General features: G+C 31.9%; 14 protein-coding genes and 3 pseudogenes. 13 read left to right on the top strand and 4 right to left on the bottom strand.

Annotated features, from left to right (window positions below):
• Window positions 1-106 precede the first annotated feature (106 nt).
• The 8 genes and pseudogenes from AB8U03_RS02855 to AB8U03_RS02820 form a co-directional block, all read left to right on the top strand.
• Window positions 107-580: pseudogene (locus tag AB8U03_RS02855) on the top strand (replication initiation factor domain-containing protein); the annotation flags it as partial.
• 55 nt (window positions 581-635) lie between these two features.
• Complete coding sequence (locus tag AB8U03_RS02850) at window positions 636-857, top strand: hypothetical protein (protein WP_063600943.1); 222 nt, start codon at window positions 636-638, stop codon at window positions 855-857.
• Window positions 858-869: 12 nt separating this feature from the next.
• Window positions 870-1,370: an antirestriction protein ArdA gene (locus AB8U03_RS02845; RefSeq protein ID WP_369703041.1), complete on the top strand. Its 501-nt coding sequence runs from the start codon at window positions 870-872 to the stop codon at window positions 1,368-1,370.
• A gap of 105 nt (window positions 1,371-1,475) precedes the next feature.
• A complete protein-coding gene (locus AB8U03_RS02840; RefSeq protein WP_369703040.1) occupies window positions 1,476-1,868 on the top strand; it encodes a conjugal transfer protein in 393 nt (130 codons plus the stop codon).
• Window positions 1,852-4,302: a conjugal transfer ATPase TcpF gene (tcpF, locus tag AB8U03_RS02835; protein WP_369703039.1), complete on the top strand. Its 2,451-nt coding sequence runs from the start codon at window positions 1,852-1,854 to the stop codon at window positions 4,300-4,302. Before AB8U03_RS02840 ends, tcpF begins: the two co-directional genes overlap by 17 nt.
• The gene (locus AB8U03_RS02830) at window positions 4,303-6,507 is read left to right on the top strand and encodes a CD3337/EF1877 family mobilome membrane protein (protein ID WP_455423795.1); all 2,205 of its coding nucleotides are present in this window, start codon (window positions 4,303-4,305) and stop codon (window positions 6,505-6,507) included. It begins immediately after the preceding gene.
• Complete coding sequence (locus tag AB8U03_RS02825) at window positions 6,504-7,505, top strand: bifunctional lytic transglycosylase/C40 family peptidase (RefSeq protein ID WP_369703038.1); 1,002 nt, start codon at window positions 6,504-6,506, stop codon at window positions 7,503-7,505. The genes AB8U03_RS02830 and AB8U03_RS02825 overlap by 4 nt, the downstream gene beginning before the upstream one ends.
• Before the next feature lie 17 nt (window positions 7,506-7,522).
• Window positions 7,523-8,419, top strand: a complete 897-nt coding sequence (locus AB8U03_RS02820) for a conjugal transfer protein (protein ID WP_369703037.1) — start codon at window positions 7,523-7,525, stop codon at window positions 8,417-8,419.
• 373 nt (window positions 8,420-8,792) lie between these two features.
• Here the strand turns inward: AB8U03_RS02820 and AB8U03_RS02815 are convergent, their stop codons facing one another.
• A complete protein-coding gene (locus AB8U03_RS02815) occupies window positions 8,793-10,034 on the bottom strand; it encodes an IS256 family transposase (protein ID WP_369703036.1) in 1,242 nt (413 codons plus the stop codon).
• Between the two features lie 143 nt (window positions 10,035-10,177).
• A complete protein-coding gene (locus AB8U03_RS02810) occupies window positions 10,178-10,504 on the bottom strand; it encodes a YopX family protein (protein WP_369703035.1) in 327 nt (108 codons plus the stop codon).
• Between the two features lie 326 nt (window positions 10,505-10,830).
• Here AB8U03_RS02810 and AB8U03_RS02805 point away from each other — a divergent pair, with 326 nt between their 5' ends.
• The 5 genes from AB8U03_RS02805 (at window position 10,831) to AB8U03_RS02785 (ending at window position 20,605) form a co-directional block, all read left to right on the top strand.
• Window positions 10,831-13,038 carry an ATP-dependent nuclease gene (locus AB8U03_RS02805; RefSeq protein WP_369703034.1) on the top strand — a complete coding sequence of 736 codons (2,208 nt, stop codon included), beginning with the start codon at window positions 10,831-10,833 and terminating at the stop codon, window positions 13,036-13,038.
• Window positions 13,020-14,957, top strand: coding sequence for a UvrD-helicase domain-containing protein (locus AB8U03_RS02800; RefSeq protein ID WP_369703033.1), 1,938 nt, complete (start codon window positions 13,020-13,022; stop codon window positions 14,955-14,957). The genes AB8U03_RS02805 and AB8U03_RS02800 overlap by 19 nt, the downstream gene beginning before the upstream one ends.
• A 721-nt stretch (window positions 14,958-15,678) precedes the next feature.
• Entirely contained in the window at window positions 15,679-15,813 is a 135-nt protein-coding gene (locus tag AB8U03_RS02795) for a hypothetical protein (protein WP_369703032.1), read from the top strand.
• 107 nt (window positions 15,814-15,920) lie between these two features.
• Window positions 15,921-18,920, top strand: coding sequence for an Eco57I restriction-modification methylase domain-containing protein (locus AB8U03_RS02790; protein ID WP_369703031.1), 3,000 nt, complete (start codon window positions 15,921-15,923; stop codon window positions 18,918-18,920).
• Window positions 18,921-18,955: 35 nt separating this feature from the next.
• Window positions 18,956-20,605, top strand: coding sequence for an Eco57I restriction-modification methylase domain-containing protein (locus AB8U03_RS02785; RefSeq protein WP_369703030.1), 1,650 nt, complete (start codon window positions 18,956-18,958; stop codon window positions 20,603-20,605).
• 185 nt (window positions 20,606-20,790) lie between these two features.
• On the opposite strand, the pseudogene AB8U03_RS02780 reads toward AB8U03_RS02785, so the two are convergent.
• Window positions 20,791-21,147, bottom strand: a pseudogene (locus AB8U03_RS02780) (IS66 family transposase); the annotation flags it as partial.
• A 37-nt stretch (window positions 21,148-21,184) separates the two neighbouring features.
• Window positions 21,185-21,322: pseudogene (locus tag AB8U03_RS02775) on the bottom strand (ISL3 family transposase); the annotation flags it as partial.
• Window positions 21,323-21,368: the final 46 nt, after the last annotated feature.

The raw sequence follows: 21,368 nt of genomic DNA, 5'->3' as shown, positions 1-21,368 counted from the left end.
AGCCGTATACATCGAGAGGTGTACGTACGGTTTTGTGGGGAGTGGTTGGAAACCTACTATAGAAATATAGCAAGGCGCTGTCCGCTTACCCGACGAAAAGGACTATGAACAGTACGTGAAAAATGGCGTTCCCATAGAAGAATCAGAGGTCAAAAACCGTTTTGAAATCAGACTCAAAAATGATAGAGCCTATCACGCAATTATTGACCTACTGTCATATAAGGATGCAGAGCGTACAGCCTTTTCCATAATAAATCGTTACTTGCGTTTTGTTGACAGAATAGAAGATAAGAGGCGCAGTGAATGGAAAATAAATGAAAGCTGGGTCTGGTTTATAGGCAAGGACCGTGAAAAGCTGAAACTTACCACCAAACCGGAGCCATATTCCTTTGCACGTACTTTAAACTGGCTGCAAAGACAGGTTGCCCCGACATTAAAAGTGGCACTTTTAATCGATCAGATACGTAACACAAATGTCATTTATGACATTATACAAAATGCCAAATTCACGAAAAGGCATGAAAAAATACTACAACAGCAGGTAGATAATGCAGAACAGATGGTAACTAACTGCAGCTGATAAATAGAATTTTATTTAATTATGTAATGAAAGATTATGGAAGGAGAAATGTGTAATGAATTTCGGACAGAATCTATACAACTGGTTTTTAAGCAATGCCCAGTCTCTTGTGCTCATGGCGATTGTAGTAATCGGGCTTTATCTTGGTTTCAAGAGAGAGTTTTCCAAGCTCATTGGTTTTCTTATAATTGCACTTATTGCCGTAGGTCTGGTTTTCAATGCTTCTGGCGTCAAGGATGTACTCTTGAATCTGTTTAACAGAGTTGTTGGTGCATAGGGAGGTGAAGCTATGGAAATGCAAGCCTATATTGCCAATCTTGGTAAATACAACGATGGCGAATCAGTGGGTGCGTGGTTTACTCCACCTATAGATATGGAAGATGTCAAGGAGCGCATTGGCTTAAATGGTGAGTATGAGGAATATGCCATACATGATTATGAGCTGCCATTTGATATTGACGAGTACACATCCATTGATGAAATCAATCGTCTTTGTTCTATGGCGGAAGAATTAGAGGGAACTCCAATTGAAGATGAAATGAGAGAAATCCAGAGAACTTTCTTTGGCAGCTTTGAAGAGATGGTGGAGCATAAGGATGATATCATCTGTTATCCAGACTGTGACGACATGGAGGATGTCGCCTACTATCTACTTGAAGAATCCGGAAGGCTTGGTGAAATTCCCTCCGATTTACAAAACTATATTGACTATAAAGCCTATGGGCGAGATCTGGAGATTGAAGGAAATTTCCTTGTCACTCCCCATGGGATTTTTGAATATGCAGGTTAGTTAAAAAGTTTCCAGAAAAGGTGCCAGCGCTCTAATTGTCTCCTGTCAATTTATGCACTGGCCATCTTTCCTATTGAAAATTAAAAAGAGAAAGGATTGTTACATGTGAAGAAAATCAAAAGTTATACAAGCATTTGGAATGTGGAGAAAGTTATATATGCCATCAATGATTTTCAGCTGCCTTTTCCGGTTACATTCACGCAGATGGCATGGCTTGTCTGCTCCCTACTTCTGGTGGTTATGTTTGCCAATGTTCCGCCTCTTTCGATGATTCACGGTGCACTTTTAAAATATGTGGGAATCCCTGCTGCACTCACATGGCTCATGTCACAAAAGACTTTCGACGGTAAAAAGCCCTTTGGATTTTTAAAATCCGTGTTTTCATACATCGTCAGAGCAAAAGTCACTTATGCAGGAAAGCCTGTGAGACTTAAAAAAGAAATTGTAGATGAAGCTATTACTACAGTTGGGAGTGAAATTTATGACATATCCCATTAAATATATAGAAAATAACCTTGTGTTTAATCATGATGGAGAGTGTTTTGCTTATTATGAGATGATACCTTATAATTACTCATTTCTCAGTCCTGAAGAAAAATATCAGGTACATGACAGTTTTCGCCAGCTTATAGCCCAGAGCCGTGACGGTAAAATACATGCCCTGCAGATTGCAACAGAATCAAGCATCAGGGTAACACAGGAAAACAGCAAGAGAGAGGTTACCGGAAAATTAAAGGAAGTTGCCTATAAAAAAATAGACCAGCAGACAGAGGATTTAGTTAGTATGATTGGTGAAAACCAGATTGACTATCGCTTTTTTATTGGCTTCAAGCTTCTTTTAAACGAGCAGGAAGTGAACATTAAAACTATAGGTGAGTCCATAGCTATGACCTTTTCTGATTTTCTACATGAGGTAAATCATAAGCTAATGGGTGATTTTGTAAGCATGAGCAATAAAGAAATTGATAGGTTTATGAAAATGGAACGGTTGCTCCAAAGCAAAATTTCCCGCAGATTCAAATTTAGAAGGTTAAATAAGAATGATTTTGGGTATTTGATTGAACATCTCTATGGGAAGACGGGTACACCTTATGAGGAATATGAATACCATTTGCCTATACAAAAATTAAAGCAGGAAACTCTGGTGAAAAGATATGACATTATAAAACCCACTCGCTGCCTGGTAGAGGAAAAGCAGAGATACTTGAGAATTGAGCATGAAGACCAGACGACCTATGTTTCCTATTTCACTATAAATTCCATTGTAAGAGAGCTTGATTTTCCATCCTCGGAAATTTTCTACTATCAGCAGCAGCAGTTTACCTTTCCCATAGACACATCTATGAATGTGGAAATTGTCACCAACAAGAAAGCATTGACAACTGTTAGGAATAAGAAAAAAGAGCTAAAAGATTTGGACAATCATGCCTGGGAGTCCAACAATGATACAGGCAATGATGTTTTAGATGCTATTGATAATGTAAATGAGCTGGAAACCAATCTTGATAAGACAAAGGAAGCCATGTATAAATTGAGTTATGTTATACGGGTATCAGCTTCAAGTCTGGATGAACTTAAACGCCGTTGTAATGAAGTTATGGACTTCTATGACGATTTAAGCATTAAGCTTGTACGCCCTTTTGGAGATATGCTGGGACTGCATGGTGAATTTCTACCTGCCAGCAAGCGTTACATGAATGACTATATTCAGTATGTTACCAGTGATTTTCTGGCTGGTTTGGGCTTTGGTGCCACGCAGATGCTTGGAGAAACAGAAGGAATATACATTGGATACAATCTTGACACAGGGCGAAATGTGTACTTAAAGCCCAGCCTTGCAGCCCAGGGTGTAAAAGGCTCTGTCACCAATGCTCTTGCGGCAGCTTTTCTTGGCTCCCTTGGTGGTGGCAAATCATTTTCAAACAATCTGCTGGTTTATTATGCCGTTCTCTATGGAGGGCAGGCAGTAATAGTTGATCCAAAGTCAGAGCGCGGCAGGTGGAAAGAAACACTGCCGGAAATTGCCCATGAAATTAATATTATAAATCTTACAAGAGATGAAAGTGATAAGGGATTGCTTGACCCCTATGTGATTATGAAAAAAACAAAGGATGCAGAAAGCCTGGCAATTGACATTCTTACCTTTTTAACTGGAATTTCAAGTCGTGATGGAGAGAAATTCCCGGTTCTTCGTAAAGCCATTCGCAGAGTAACACAAAGTGAAAATAAAGGGCTTTTGCGTGTCATTGATGAGTTACACAAGGAAAACACAACAGTTGCCAACAGTATTGCCGACCATATAGACAGCATTAAGGACAGTAATCTTGGTCAACTGCTATTTTCAGACGGTACCATTATTCAGTCTATTAGCCTTGACAAACAGCTGAATATCATACAAGTGGCAGACTTGGTACTACCAGATGCAGAAACAAATTTTAAGGAATATACCACTGTAGAACTTTTAAGTGTGGCTATTCTAATTGTCATAAGTACCTTTGCTCTTGATTTCATTCACTCTGACCGCAGTGTATTTAAAATTGTGGACTTGGACGAAGCATGGAGCTTTTTACAGGTGTCACAGGGAAAGACACTTTCCAACAAGCTTGTAAGAGCCGGCCGTGCCATGAATGCAGGCGTTTATTTTGTAACGCAGAATGCGGACGACCTGCTTGATGAAAAGATGAAAAACAATATAGGACTTAAATTTGCATTTCGCTCTACGGATATCAATGAAATAAAGAAGACACTGGAGTTTTTTGGAGTAGACAAGGAGGATGAGAATAACCAGAAACGATTGCGAGACCTTGAAAATGGTCAATGTTTAATTTCAGATCTTTATGGCCGTGTAGGTGTCATTCAGATTCATCCGGTATTTGAAGAACTTCTCCATGCCTTTGACACCCGACCACCGGTTAAGAAAGAGGTGACCTAAATGAGCTTGAAGAAAGTACAGATGAAAAAGATACGAAAAATCTTTATAACTATCTTGATGGTCATTGTAATATCCTTTCTTTTTTTAGTCATTGTTGGAACTGTAGTACATGCATCAGGTCTTGTAGATGATACAGTAAGTTCCAAGAATACTTACTCCAAATATCCTCTTGGCAATTATCAGCTCGATTTCTATGTGGATAATTCCTGGGACTGGCTACCGTGGAACTGGACAGATGGAATAGGCAAACAGGTCATGTATGGGCTATATGCCATCACCAATTTTATATGGACAATTTCACTTTACCTGTCCAATGCCACAGGATATCTGGTACAGGAAGCCTATTCTTTGGATTTTATCTCCAAGACTTCAGATGCCATTGGAAAAAACATGCAGACTTTGGCAGGCATTTCGCCAAATGGCTTTCAAAGTTCTGGCTTTTATGTGGGATTTCTGCTTATCTTCATCCTGATAGTTGGGATGTACGTTGCCTACACAGGACTTATCAAAAGAGAAACTACAAAAGCTGTTCATGCAGTTATTAATTTAGTTGTGGTCTTTATACTGTCTGCTTCCTTTATCGCCTATGCTCCAGACTACATCAGCAAAATAAATGATTTTTCATCTGATGTAAGCAATACCAGTCTGTCAATTGGAGGAAAAATTGTCATGCCAAATTCAGAAGGCAAGGGCAAAGACAGTGTAGATATGATACGAGACAACTTGTTTTCCATACAGGTACAACAGCCATGGCTTTTACTACAGTATGGCAATTCTGACATGGATAAAATTGGACAAAAGCGAGTTGAAAAGCTGCTGTCTGCTGATCCTGATAAGAACAATGGCAAAGATAGGGAAACAGTTGTAAAGGAGGAAATTGAGGACAAGGACAACATGAATCTTACCATTACAAAGACCATTACGCGACTTGGCATGGTGTTTTTCCTGTTTATCTTCAATATAGGAATTTCTATTTTCGTGTTTTTGCTGACGGGTATTATGATATTTTCGCAGATACTTTTCATAATCTATGCCATGTTTTTGCCTATGAGTTTTCTACTGTCCATGATACCTGGTTTTGATAACATGGCAAAGCGTGCCATAATGAAGCTCTTTAATGTAATCATGACACGGGCAGGTATTATACTTATTGTAACTACTGCCTTTTCCATCTCCACAATGCTCTATACCCTATCGGAAGGATTTCCGTTTTTCCTGATTGCATTTTTGCAGATAGTCACATTTGCCGGAATCTATATGAAACTTGGAGATCTGATGGGTATGTTCAACTTGCAGGCAAATGATTCCAAGCAGATGGGACATAGAATTTTTCAAAAACCTTACAAGCTGTTAAACCGTGGAACACGAAGACTCAAAAGCAAAATCGGACGCATCCTTGTTGCCGGAACAACTGGCGCGGCAGCTGGAGCCATGGCAGGTGCAGCAGCTTCCAAGAAATCTGGAAAATCCCGAAGGGCACAGCCTAGTCATAAACGTCCAGCTAGCAGTTCTGATGTATCATTCGAAAATAAACCAAGTTTTGGAGAGAGTGTCGGTGAGAAAATTGGGGCAGTTATGGATACGAAAGATCACATTGCAGATAAAGCAGCTCAAATAAAAGATAAGGCAAAGGATTTGCCGATCAATGCCCGTTATGCCCTCTATCATGGAAAAAAGCAAGTATCAGACAAGGTAGTAAAAAATGTGGATGGCTTCAAAAATAGTATAGCAAAAACACTAGAGGATAAAAGGCAGGAACGCGCAGAAAACAGAAATCGGCACCGGGAGACAACTGCTAAACGCCGGATGGAGATGGACAAAGCACGTCAGCAAAGTACAATGAAGCAGCCTGTGACGGAGCAGCCAAATATACGCAAAACATCATCTCCGAGTCAGGTACGTACTAGGCCTGTAACATCTAGTGATATTCCCAAAACAAACAGGGCCAATTTGAATCGAACAAATTCATTTACTGATGGGACGACAACAAACAGTACTGAAAATCCTAACCGTCCTTTAGCCAGTACACCAAAATTTACAGAAAATCGTGTTTCTAGTAAAGATTATTTCCATGAAAAAGAGAAAGAATCGGAGTCTGTTTCTCAAAAGCCAATTGTAACGCCTGCTACTTTAAGAAATACCACACAGTTGCGTCAAGAAGTAAAAGAGCAAGCAGACAAAGGGCAGAAAGGACGGAGAAAATGAAGCTTAAGCATTTAATTGTTCTTGGTACGGTCTTTGCCGTACTACTTTCTCTGCTTATTTTTGTTGCCGTATTTATTTCAGATGAAGACAGTGGAAATGATAGTTATATTGATCTTGCAGGTTCCAATCTATCACAGGAAGTGCTGGCACACAAGCCTATGGTTGAGAAATATGCCAGAGAATATGGAATTGAAGAATATGTAGGTTATCTGCTTGCAATCATGCAGGTGGAAAGTGGCGGACGAGGCACAGATGTAATGCAGTCAATTGAATCCGCAGGAGTGCCAGCAGATTCCTTTTCAGTAGAAAAATCTATAAAGCAAGGCTGCAAATATTTTGCCAACTTGCTTGAGTATTCCAAGAAAAAAGGATGTGACATAAATACTGTCCTCCAATCCTACAACTATGGAGAAGGTTTTATAGATTATGTCGCCGGGCATGGCAAAAAATATACCTTTGAACTTGCAGAAAGTTTTGCAAGAGAAAAATCAGGAGGTAAAAAGATTACTTATACAAATCCTGTTGCTGTAAAGAAAAACGGCGGTTGGATGTATGGCTATGGCAATATGTTTTATGTGCCTCTGGTATCACAATATCTAACTGTTGGTCGTTTTGATAATGCTACAGTTCAAACAATTATGACAGAAGCCCTTAAATATCAAGGCTGGAAGTATACATTTGGTGGAGACAACCCTAATACTTCCTTTGATTGCAGTGGACTTGTTCAGTGGTGTTTTGGGAAGGCCGGAATTAAACTTCTCAGGACAGCCCAGGAACAGTATGATATGACCCAGCACATTTCTTTAGCACAAGCAAAACCAGGTGATCTGGTGTTTTTCCATGGTACCTATAATGCAGGTACTTACATTACACATGTAGGAATATATGTTGGAAACAATCGTATGTATAATGCAGGAAATCCTATAGGATATGCCGACCTCACTACTTCATACTGGTGTGAGCATCTAGTAAGTGTAGGCAGAATCAAAAATAAATAGAAGGGAAAATTTGAGATATGAAAATATTGAAAAAAGAAAAACAGCCTAAGCTCAAAAAGATACGTGTTATGAAAGTTGGCACTCATAAGAAATTTGTTATTTTTTTGTGGGTGCTACTTGTTGGTAGTGTAGCTTTTGGGATTTATAAGAACTTTACTGCCATAGATATAAAAACTGTTCATGAAACAAAGGTTATTGAAAAACAGGTTGTAGATACCAATCAGATAGAAAATTTCGTAAAAAACTTCGCCAAGGTCTATTACTCATGGCAAAACAATCAGGATTCTATAGACAAGAGGACAGAGAATCTCAAAGGTTACCTGACTAAGGAATTGCAGGATTTAAATACCGATACCATTCGAAGGGACATACCAACATCTTCAGCAGTTGATGACGTGGAAATCTGGAAAGTAAAAAAGATAGATAACAATAAATATGAAGTCACTTTTTCTATTGATCAGTTGATAACAGAAGGTACTACAAAAAAGATAGTAAATTCCTCTTATGAAGTGACAGTCTACGTGGATAAATCTGGTAACATGGTAATCATAAAGAATCCTACCATTTGTGGGATCCCTGCAAAGTCGGATTATGAACCAAAGATACTAGAAAGTAATGGCACAGTAGATGAAGCTACTACAGAGGAAATCAATGAATTTTTAAAGACATTCTTTAAACTTTACCCTAATGCAAGTAAAAAAGAAATATCTTACTATGTAAAAAATGACGTGCTAAAGCCAATTAGTAGGAACTATGTATTTTCAGAGCTTATCAATCCGGTATATCGAAAAGCTGATGATAGAGTGCAGGTACTGGTATCAGTAAAGTATCTGGACAAGCATACGAAAACTATGCAGATTTCACAGTTTGATTTGATTCTGGAAGAGGATAGAAATTGGATGATTGTTAAATAAAAATAGCAGATACATTATTAACATCATGGTTTTTGTGTGTCTGTTGTATTTGAATAAATACCAACAAGTACTATATTATTATGAAAAATTATTATATTTAGCATTTAGTAATAATTTAAATTTGAAAAATAAGTAATCGACTTTTTAAGATATAAGTAAAATATGAGTATATTATATTTACTTGTATCTTAAGAAGTAAATCAATAATTGGTCATCGAGAGTGTGAAGCTTTTTCTGTAAATTAGCTTTCTATGATAATTATTAAAGGCAGATATCAGTAAAATAAAATACTGCCTTATTTTTTAATATGCAGTGTAAAAACATGTATGTCAAGAACACCTATTTGCAGGCGTTTTTTTCGATGGTTCTATTTTTATTCAGGAAGTCTTCCCTCATACATTATGGACAGCTTACCATGTACCTTCCCCCAGTTTCTAAGGACTGATGTCCATTTTTTAGTGGCCTCAAAAGTTGCAAGATACAAGGACTTAAGAAGTGCTGTATCACTTGGAAATACACTTCGCTGGCTGTTAAGCCTGCGATATGTACTATTAAGACTTTCTATGGCATTTGTAGTATAGATAACTTTCCTGACATCCATTGAAAACTTGAATATAGGGCTTATGGCATCCCAGTTTTTTGACCAGCTGTTCATTGTTCCCGGATATTTATCCTGCCATTTTTCAGCTACTACTTCCATATTCCTATGGCCTATTTCTTCTGACGGAGCCTGATATATGGTCTTTAAGTCTGGGGCAAAGGCTTTTTTGTCTTTATATGACACATACTTCAATGTATTACGTATCTGATGTACAATACACCTCTGGTATTCTGTTTTTGGAAATGCCGTAGATATTGATTCCTTTATACCAGAAAGCCCGTCAGCACGGAGAATAAGTATGTCTTTTACACCCCTGTTCTTGAGTTCGTTTAGGACACTGAGCCAGTATTTACTGATTTCATTTTCGCCAATCTGGATAGACAGAACTTCCTTCTTTCCTTCATCATTGATACCGAGAATGATATATGCGGCAAGTTTTCGTATTATACCATTATCTCTAACCGAAAAATGCACGGCATCTATAAAAACAATTGGATATATGGTTGATAGCGGGCGCTGCTGCCACTGTTCAATTTCAGGTAGTAAACGATTGGTGATGTTTGATATCATTCCTTCACTTGCCTCAAAGCCATAAATATCCTCAATAATTTCAGATATCTGCCTTGTTGTCATACCCTTGGCATACATGGAAATTATTTTGTCTTCAATAGTTGAAATATCTTTTTGACGTTTTTTTACTGTCTGTGGCTGAAAGGTACTCCGTCGGTCCTGGGGAACATTTATGTCCATTTCACCGTATTTACTTCGTATCTTCTTTGGCTTTATGCCGTTTCTACAGTTTGTTTCATCACAACGATCATATTTTTTGTATCCCAGGTGATTATCCATTTCTGCCTCTAGCATTTCCTGAAGAGTACCTCCAAGCAGGTCTTTCAATGCTTCCTGAACATCTTCTGCTGATTTGATATCGTACTCGTTGAGAAAATCCGAAATAATATTTTTCTTACCTTCAGTCATGGGTTTTACCTTATAAATATCTTTTTTCCTCGCCATAAATAAAAGCCTCCTATGATTTTTATTTTATCATAGAAAGCTACATATCTTTCTTAATTTACAGACTTTTTTTCACAGCCTCTTGTCAAATCCAATAGGATTTATAAATTAACAACAAGATAGTGTACAAATTAATTTATACACTATTTTCTAAAGCCTTCAAATTTATTTCCAATAACTTTATTTTCACAATTTTCATTGAATAGGTAAATGGTAGTATTCCCACTATCTATTTGCCAACTTCCATTGTAAAACTTAACTTCACCAGTGAAGTCTATATTTTGACAACTGTTTATTACCGATTTTTGAGATACTATATCTCCTTCATATATATTATTTCCATTAACATCATTTAACTCAGTGTATTGCATAAATTCTAGATAGTTTCTATCTAATAAGTCCGTTTTTACATTTTCACACATATGTTTATTGTTTTTATGCCAGGCTCTAAATTTAATTTTTCTACTCACATTTTCACGTCCTTTATATGGCATATTGCTTAATTTGATCTAACTTCTCATTTATGTGTTTAATATTAAAATAGATAGTATGCTAAAAATAGCTTTACCACTAATGATAATTTTATGTAATAACTTCTTACTTGTTATTTTGGAGTATGTTTATTAAATTAATAAATATAGTTTGATTAAAATAAAATTGTCTTTGTTGTTAATATTGATTGTTAATAGGAAAATATAGATTAATATGTAAAATAAGTATATAATAATATTTAAATTAAGAAATTAAATAAAAAATATTTTCCAACAGGCAATATGATATACAAAGGGTGAAGAATATGAAGATTTCTAAAATAAAAGTGAAAAATTTTAGATTATTAAAAAACTTAAAATTAGATTTAGAAGATAATCTATCTATTGTTATAGGTAAGAATAATTGTGGTAAGACTTCGTTATTAGCTATATTAAATAAATTTATAGGAAATAAGTCATCTAATAATAATTTTACATATGATGATTTTAATGTAGAGCTAAAACAAGAATTATACAGTTGTGTAGAAGATGCGAGTAGAGGATGGGGTAAGCAAGAAGGTATTTCATTATTAATCTTCATTGAATATGGTGATACAGATAATCTTTCCAATATCAGTAACCTGATGCTTGATTTAGATCCCGATAATACAAAAGTGGTATTAAGTTTCGAATATTTATTGGATGATGATAATTTTAATAAAATGAAGAAAAAGTTTGGGGAATATATCGATAAACATGAGGCATTATCGGCAGATAGATTAGGATGTTTTGAAAATTTTATTAGGTCACATCATAAGGAATACTTTAGAATTTATAGAAAGGCAGTTAAGTTCGACACTATTATTCAAGATGTAAAATTAGATGAATTTATTGATTTAGATAAAAAGAAAGTAGATATTAGTAAGATAATAAATTTTAAATATATTGGAGCACATAGAGCAATAACTAATATTGATAATGATGATACATTATCAGAGCTATCTTCGAAATATTATGAAAAAACTGAGGTCAATGATTCTCAGAGTAAGGCAATAGATAAATTTCAAAATGCGATAATAGAAACAGATTCAAAGCTATCTGTTGTATATAATGACTTATTTAGAGATGTAATTGAAAAAGTTAAGAAGTTTGGTGGAATGAAGGAAGATGAAACAATTATTAAAATCATTTCATCTTTGCAAAGCCGTGAGTTGTTAAAAGGAAATACTACTGTTGTATATGATGATAACAAACACTATCTTCCTGAAAGTTATAATGGATTAGGATATTTAAATTTGATAAGTATGATTTTTGAAATAGAAACATTATTAAGTGAGTTTAGAAAAGATAATCATAAAGAGATACAACCTTCAGATGTTAATTTGCTATTTATAGAAGAACCTGAAGCGCACGCACACCCTCAGATGCAATATATTTTTATTAAAAATATAAAGGATATATTAAGAGAGGGAAGTGATGGGAGTAATGGTAATAAGAGCTTTAAATTACAAACAATAATAACTACACATTCTTCGCATATTGTTTCGGAATGTGAGTTTGATGATATTAAATATTTTAAGAAGAATAACTTAAACAGTGTAGAATCAAAAAATTTAAAATTACTTGAAATAGAATATAGTAAAGAGAAAGAAATAGGTAAAGCTCATTTTAAGTTTTTAAAGCAATATTTAACATTAAATAGATCAGAGATATTTTTTGCTGATAAGGTCATTTTTATTGAAGGGGATACTGAAAGAATATTAGTGCCAGCTATGATGAAAAAAATTGATGAAGATAATATTGACGCTAGCTTACCATTATTGTCACAAAATATATCAATAATAGAGGTGGGAAACTATTCACAAATATTTGATAAATTTATAGCGTTTATAGGTATTAAGTCGCTGATTATTACTGATATTGATTCATGTAAGTTAATTCTAGATAAAGATGATTCGGGTGTAGTTAAAAAAAATAAGGATGGCAGTGACAAAATGGTTAGACAAGCTGTTCCAGTAAAGGATAGCACACGTACAAGTAATGGTTCATTAAGGCATTATTATGGAAAAGAAATAGAAAATTATTTATTGAAGTCTGGTACAAAAGAAATAGATTATTTTATAAATTTAGAGACTAAAAATAAAGTATTATTAAAAGAAAATGATGAGTGGAAGAGTTCAGCAGATGGATATCTAATGATTGTTTATCAAGTTCCTGAAGCTAATGAAGATGGAGTTATTTATAATGCGAGAAGTTTTGAAGATGCCTTTTTTCATATTAATCGTAAACTAATAATTGATAATAAGGATAAGTTTATAAGTCTCAAAGAAGTTGATTATTTTAATAAAAAAGAAAGTCCTAGTGGTAAATATATGTATGATAGCTATACGCTTGCAGAAAAGTGTATACAAAGTAAGCCGTCTTTCGCTATGGATGTTTTACTCAATAGTACAAGCAATGATAAATCAAATTATTCAAATTGGCAGATACCTAAGTATATTAAGGATGGATTGATATGGTTGAAAGGAAATTAGAACCTGAAGTAATAGAGGTGTTGGATTACATAAAAGAAAAGAAAAATTTTTTGCTTAGTGGGGGAGCAGGAAGTGGAAAAACTTATTCTCTTGTACAGATTATAAAAGAAGTAATTAACTTTAATCCAACTTCAAAAGTAGCATGTATTACATACACAAATGGAGCTGTAAAAGAAATTGAACAAAGAGTCTCTAGCAATAATTTATCAGTATCTACAATTCATGATTTTCTATGGGATACAATTAGTTCGTTTCAAAAAGAAATGAAAGAGTCACTACTAGAACTTATTAATGATCCATTTTCCAAAATTAGGAATCCAAATGGAGATACGGAATATACTAATGATTTTATAAACGGTATTCAATATAAGGAGTATGTGAGGATAAATAATGGTGAGATTTCGCATGATGAGGTGTTGATACTAGCAAATCATATGTACAAAAAATATTCTAGACTTTGTAATATAGTAAAAGACAAGTATCAGTACATATTTGTTGATGAATATCAGGATACCTCTCCATTAGTAATAGAGATATTGTTGGAATTTTTACAAAAAGGTAGGAATAAGAATGTAATTGGTTTATTTGGAGATTTAATGCAAGCTATATATGATAGTGGTGTTGGAGATGTTAATAAATATATTAACAGCGGAATAATTAAGGAAGTAAGAAAAGTACAAAATAGGCGAAATCCTAAAAGCATTATTGACCTATCAAATAAAATCCGTTTTGATAAACTCATTCAAGAACCATCAAATGACATTAATGCTCCCAATATGAAAGATGGGTTAATTAAAAATGGTGATATCAAATTTATTTATTCAGAAAATATTGATTTAGATAAGTTGTATAATTCAAAGTATTGTAAATGTTGGAACTTTAGCGATTCCAAACAAACAAAAGAGTTAAGATTAACATATAATTTAATTGCTGGTAAAGCTGGATTCCCTGAATTAATGGAAATATATGATTCTGATCCAATTATTAAGTTTAAGGGTGAGATCATTAAAGAGATTAAGAAAAAAAATATAGATGTTAATGAACAAGATACTTTTGACAATATTGTAAATCAAGTTAATCTCACTTATAAAATAGGAGAAAATAAGGGACGTTCTAAAAAAGATGTAAAGTTAGAGAATACTATATTTAAGAGCTTATATGATATTGTAAAGGACTGGCCATTTAATAAGGTAAAAAGAATATATTTTGATAAAGATAATTTAATAGATAATAAAAAAGAAAATTACATGGAAGAAAGAGCAAGAGAACCTAAAAGAGATAGGCTAATTCAACACTTGTTTAAAATACAAAATTTATTGCATTTATATAATAATAATCAATATAATGATTTTCTGAGAGCAACATCATATAAAATAAGTTCGATTGCTGATAAGATGAAAATTAAAAATATTATTAATAACCTTAATGATATGGAAGGTGATACCATTGAATCAGTTATTAAATTTGCTGATGAACAAAACTTGTGTAAGTTGGATGATAAAGTTGAATATTTTATAGAACGTAATGATTATTTGTATGAGAGAGTTAAGATGGTTAAGTATGAGACATTTAAAAAATTATACTACTATTTAGAGGGATACATACCTTTATCAACGCAACACAAAATTAAGGGAACTGAATTTGATAATGTATTAGTTATTCTTGATAATGGTGGATGGTCAAATTATAACTTTGAGTATTTGTTTAATCCAGAAATAGTAAATAAACTTACAAAAGAAAAGCGAAAAAAATTTCCGGGTATCTTAGAAAGAACAAAAAAACTTTTTTATGTTTGCTGTACAAGAGCAAAGGAGAATCTAGTTGTGTATTATCCAAATCCTAAGGATGAGATATTAGCAAATGCAATAAAATACTTTGGGAAAGAAAATGTGGTTGATTTAGATAATGAAGCTAATTAATTTAAAAGTGCATTTCAACCACTATATTTTATCTCTCTTATCAATATCTACAATAAGAGAGTCACAAGTTTTCACTTTTTTACAATTTTAAAATAACTTATAATGAATCGTACTATAAATAGCAGCGTTTTTTTGAGATAGTTTGATATTAGTAGGCTTAAGAAGTGGAAGCGAAATAATATTATTGCAAAAATTTTATTTATAAATGTGAAAAACACTACTAAACAATAAATTATAACAACTATATTTTTGGTAAATTAGGAATCAAGCAAAGCAGAATTTAAAAAGTTTTACATGAAAAGGAAAGACCATTGCAAGCACACTTGCAAAAAAGGTATATTGAAAAATACAATTTTAATATTAAATTGTCAAAAAGATTCATGAAAAAGTAAATTGTTACTATATAAATATATTATTACAAAATGATTTAAAGATCACTACTGGAATTACTATATAAACAAAGTCACACAGCCAAAAGAGTATATGACGGGTAAAAGAAATATATCCCCATGAGTTTAATGCCAGTACAAATTTTGTTACAAAATTTGTAACAAAGTTAAGGTAGAAATTGAAAATTGCGAATGAAGGATTGGCACTCTTATGGAGAAGTCCGAGTTGATTTTGGGGAGATAAGATTTATAGAGAATGGAAAACATATGATGATTTTTATTTTAATTTACCATATCATTATAGCAATGCAGTATATACACAATTGTTAAAGATGAAAATAGATCATGGAGAAGTTACATGCAAAAACAGGAATCTCAAAGCTGAAAGTTTTGATGTTATAAAAGCCTTTGAAAACTATGATTCTGATGTTATTCAAATTCGTGTAAAAATATTTTTTATCATTTGAATATTTAATATTAATGTTTGCAATTTTTATTATATACTATAAATTATAAGCTATATTTTTTAGATTTAAAAAAGTAAGTTACTATAGATTAAATAAGAGGCGAAAATATGAATTCAAAGGAAAAATTAAATAATTTAATTATTAGATTCACTAATCTAGTAGATTATTATAAAAATAAAGAAATTGAATTTAAAGAAGAAACATGTAGAACTGAATTAATTAATCCATTTTTTAAATTATTAGGATGGGATATAGAGAATAATTTTGGATTAAAACCTCAATATAGAGAGGTTATGTTTGAACAAAATATTGGGAAAGCTGGTAGAAGTGACTATACTATGACTTTAAGTGGAGTACCTGTTTTTTTTGTTGAAACTAAAAAACCAAGTGTAGATATTAGCAAGCTACCTGAGCCGGCATTTCAGGTAAGGAGATATGGGTGGTCAGCTAATCTTAAAATATCAATCTTAACGAACTTTGAATATTTAATTATTTATGATACGACTATACCTCCTAAAGCAAGTGATAATTGTAATGTAGCAATGTTGAAAAAATATTATTTTAAAAATTATGTAAATGAATTCGATGAAATATTTGAAATATTATCAAAGGACACTGTTTATAGCGGAAAATTTGATAAAGTATTAGAAAAAAGATTTGAGAGTAACGCAACTAAAGGATTGAAAATGCCTGTTGATAAATTTTTCCTTGTACAAATAAATAAATGGAGAATTGAACTTGGTAACTATCTTTTGAGGATTAAAAATTTCCCAATAGAGATTATTAACGATGTAGTTCAAGAATTTATTAATCAAATTTTATTTCTTAGAATATGTGAAGATAAAAATTTACCTTTATATCATACTTTAAAAGAAGTTACAAATAATGAAATAGTATTACAAAAGGAAATGCAAAAATTATTTATAGAAGCAGATAAAAAATATAATTCAGGATTATTTCGTAGTAAATATATAATTTTTGATTTGAATAGTAAGATAATTAAAGAGATTATCGAGGAATTATATTATCCACAAAGCCCATATGAATTTAAGTTAATTGGTTCTAATTTACTTGGCCAAGTTTATGAAATATTTCTCGCAGATCGATTAGTAGTAGATTCATCAGGATTTATGAAACTTGAAAATAAGGCAAGAACTAAAAATCGGAATGTTAATAGAGCTATAGTAACTACACCTATTGAGATTGTTAGATATATGGTTAAAAAAAGCTTAGAACCGCTTATTAAAGGTAAAAGTCCTGATAAAATATTAAATTTAAAGATTGTAGATGTTGCATGTGGTTCTGGTATTTTTCTTATAGAAATATTTGATTATATTATTAAATATTGTGTTGAATGGTATAAGACAAATGATATAGCATATTTAATTACTGTTGAGAATGGAGAATATAAGCTACCTTTAGAAGAAAAAAAGCAAATTTTGTTATCATGTTTATATGGTATTGATATTGATGTACATGCTGTTGAAGTTGCTAAATTTAATTTACTTATAAAACTACTTGAGCATGAGACAACTCCATCAATATATGATTCAGTACCAGTTCTACCTGATCTAAGTTTAAACATCTTTCATGGAAATTCTTTAATTGATTTTCATAATATTGATATCAGTAAGCTATCACAATATGAAAAAGATGAAATTTTGCCTTTTGACTGGGATAATATAAATTATGGTAATAAATTTAGCTTGATTATTAGTAATCCACCATATGTTAATGTAGAAGATATGAATAATTTATTACCACAAAAAGAAATAGCAGTATACAAGTACAAATATACAACTTCATATAGACAATTTGATAAGTATTTTATTTTTTTAGAAAGAGCATTACAGAAAATACAGGATGGGGGATACATATGCTATATTATTCCTAATAAGTTTTCAAAAGTTAAATCAGGATATAAGTTAAGAAAACTTCTAACAGATAATAAATATGTTGTTGAATATATAGATTTTGGTTCAGCACAACTGTTTAAAAATAAAATTATATATAGTTCAATACTGTTAATTCAGAAAAAAAAGCAAACACAATTTGCATATGAAGAAGTTAAAAATATTTCAAAGTGGTGGGGTAATCCATCATTTAAAGATAAAATGTTACTAGACAGTAGCATATTAACTGATATGCCTTGGGTTTTAGTTCCTAACGAAGATGAAATGAAATTAATTAATAAATTATATACAAATTCTGATAAATTAGCAACAGTAGCTAATTTATTTAATGGTATCCAAACAAGTGCAGAGAGGCCGCCAGTTTATTGGTTTTCTAAGAAAGAAATAATTGAAGAGTGTGAAGATTATTTTAAAATTGAAAAGTTTGGACAAGTATATAAAATCGAAAAAGGAATTCTTAAAAAATTTTTTAAACCTATAAATAGGAATGAGCGAAATTTATCAACCTATGATATTTTTGATACAAATAAGTGGATTATATTTCCTTATGATAAAGATGGAAAATTATATCCATTAGATATTATGAAAAATAAATTTCCTCATACTTTACATTATTTAGAAGATAGATATGACATTCTTAAACCTAAACAAATAGATTCTAGTGGAAAAAGAGATGTTCCTAATGCAACTTGTGATACTTGGTATCAATATGGGAGAGATCAGGCATTCAAAGCATTTAATAATAATCCAAAATTGATTGTTGGAGTTTTAAGTAAAAAACCAATGTATTTATATGATAAAGATGATTTTGTAATAGCATCTGGAGGCACTGCAGGATATTGTGCCATTTCTACAAAAGATGATAGTCCGTATTGTTTAGAATATATTCAAGCATATCTTACACATCCAAGAACGGAATGGTTGTTATCAATTATAGGAAGTGATTTTGAAGGTGATTATTATTCTAGAGGAACTTCTGTATTAGAAGGGTTGCCGATTAAAAAGCTAAACTTTAAAAAATCAGAACATATTGATATATATAATAATGTTATTGTGAAGACGAAAAGAATACATGAAATAAATAAAATATTAAGAATGAAAATAACTAAGACACAAATAACATCACTTTTCAATGAAAAGAAACAGCTCATTAAACAGATTGAAGATTTAATAACAATAGTGTATAGTATATAAGAAGTAGTAAAAAATGTAGAAACTGAGGGATTTAAATGTTATTGAAACAAGATGCTTCTATTAAAAAATTAAGAGGGGGATATTATACACCTAAAATATTAGCAGATTTTATTATAAATATTTTTAAAAATGATACTGATATTAAAAATATTCTAGAACCAAGCTGTGGTGATGGTGTTTTCCTTGAAAGCATTTCTGAAAATTTAAATTTCAATATAATTGATAAAGTAAAGGCTGTAGAATTTTTTGAAGAAGAAGTACTAAAAGCAAAAAATAAAGTAGGTCATAATAAAAAATTTAATATTATGACTAGTGATTTTATGTTTGAATATTACAATTTATTAAAAGAAAAACCATTTAATTTGATTGTTGGTAATCCACCTTATATTAGATATCAATATCTTACGGAGTCACAAAGAGAACTTCAATCAAAAATATTGGTTTCTCATGGTATGAAATCTAATAAATTAATTAATAGTTGGGTATGCTTTTTAGTTGCATGTATTCAATTATTAAATGCAAATGGGAAAATTGCGTTTGTTTTACCAGCTGAAATTTTACAAGTAGCTTATGCGGAAGATTTAAGGTTGTTTTTGTCAAATAATTTATCTAAAATTACATTAATTACATTTGAAGATTTAATATTTAAAGAAGCAGAACAAGAGGTAATTATTTTTATAGGAGAAAAAGGAGAAAAAAATAATAAGTCTGTTATTGGTATTAAACAGTTAAAAAATTTAAAGTGTTTATCAAGCTTTGATATAAATAGTATAAGATATCAGTCAATAGTTCATTCAAAAGATAAATGGACTAAATATTTTACTAATGATATAGAAGTAGAGTTAATAGAACAAATTAGAAGAGATAATAGATTTACGACTTTTAATGATATATCAATTGTTAATGTGGGAATTACAACTGGAAATAATAATTATTTTTCGGTAAATAAGGATATTGTAAATAAGTATAATCTAAGTAATGTAACTTTACCGCTTATTGGAAGAAGTTCTCATGCACATGGAATTTATTTTACGAAAGAAGATTGGCAGTATAATGTTAATGAAGATAAAAAAGCATTCTTGATTAACTTTCCATCAGATATACGATATGATGATTATCCAGAATTACATAAAAAATATATTAAAAAGGGAGAAGAAGAAAAAATTAATAAAGGATACAAATGTTCAATAAGAGATAGATGGTATATCGTTCCTTCTGTATGGATACCAGATGCATTTATATTAAGACGTAATGATACTTTTCCTAAATTTGTTTTAAATAATATAAATGCTGTTAGTACAGATACTATGCATCGCATAAAATTTAATGAGGGAATAAATCAAGATAAGGTATTATTGGCATATTATAATAGCATTACATTTGCTTTTACTGAAATAAGTGGAAGGAGTTATGGAGGGGGAGTATTAGAGATTTTACCGGGAGAGGTAGGGAAAGTTATAATACCAAATTTGGAGAATTATAACGATAATTTAACCCATAGATATCTAGAACTTATAGATAGTAACATAAGAAATAATGGAGACATTGAGGATGTATTAAATATTATTGATAAAAATATTTTAGTCGATTTTCTAAAAATTGATGCACAGATATGTAAACAGTTTAGAGAAATCTGGAAAAAACTAATGTCACGAAGGCGAAGAAGAGGTAGAAAATTTAAATAAATCCTGGATATGTTGATAAACGCAATTTTATATGCTTTTTTTAAAAACATAAAATGTAATTATTTATAAAATATAAAATATGAACTATTATATATCTCCAATCAGCCTTTTCAGAGTAGGCGTTAAATTACGCAGTGTAGGTATAAAAAATAAACGATCATTCATTTAGAGTGGTCTTATTTTTGCTATCTGTCTTTTTTACAGGAAGAATGAACCCATGGATTCCAGTGTAGGTATTTTTCAAAGAATTCAGGATGTGCTTCAAATTGGACACCGGGCAGATTTTTAAACAGGAACTTGAGATAGCTGTATGGCTCCAATCCATTGGCTTTAGCCGTTTCAATCATACTATAGACTGCTGTACTGGCTTCAGCACCTCTGGGATTCACACTAAAGAGCCAGTTTTTTCTCCCTAAAGTGAAAGGTCTTATACTGTTTTTAGCCAGGTTATTTGAAATGGCACAGTTGCCATTCAGAAGATAATTCATAAATCATCCTTTATTATTTACAGCATAATCTACAGCTTTTCCAAGCTTTAATTTTATGTATATGTCAATAACTTTTTGGTTCTTTCCTGAGTTAGTTGATACTGCGCATTTTCTCAAGTCGGAGAGTTTTGATCCGCAAGGTTTCAAAGTTGCACCGGCCATACATAATTCGCTTTATTACCTTTAGTTTATTTACACTTCCTTCTGCTAAACCGTTATTATAATCATACTGTTTATGTTAACATAAAAATAGGTCAAACGCTCATTGAAAAATA

Origin of the sequence: Clostridium moutaii (genome assembly GCF_041205085.1) — a bacterium.
GTDB lineage: Bacteria > Bacillota > Clostridia > Clostridiales > Clostridiaceae > Clostridium_B > Clostridium_B moutaii.
Note: the sequence above shows the minus strand (reverse complement) of the source record. Positions and strands in the feature narration are given on the sequence as shown.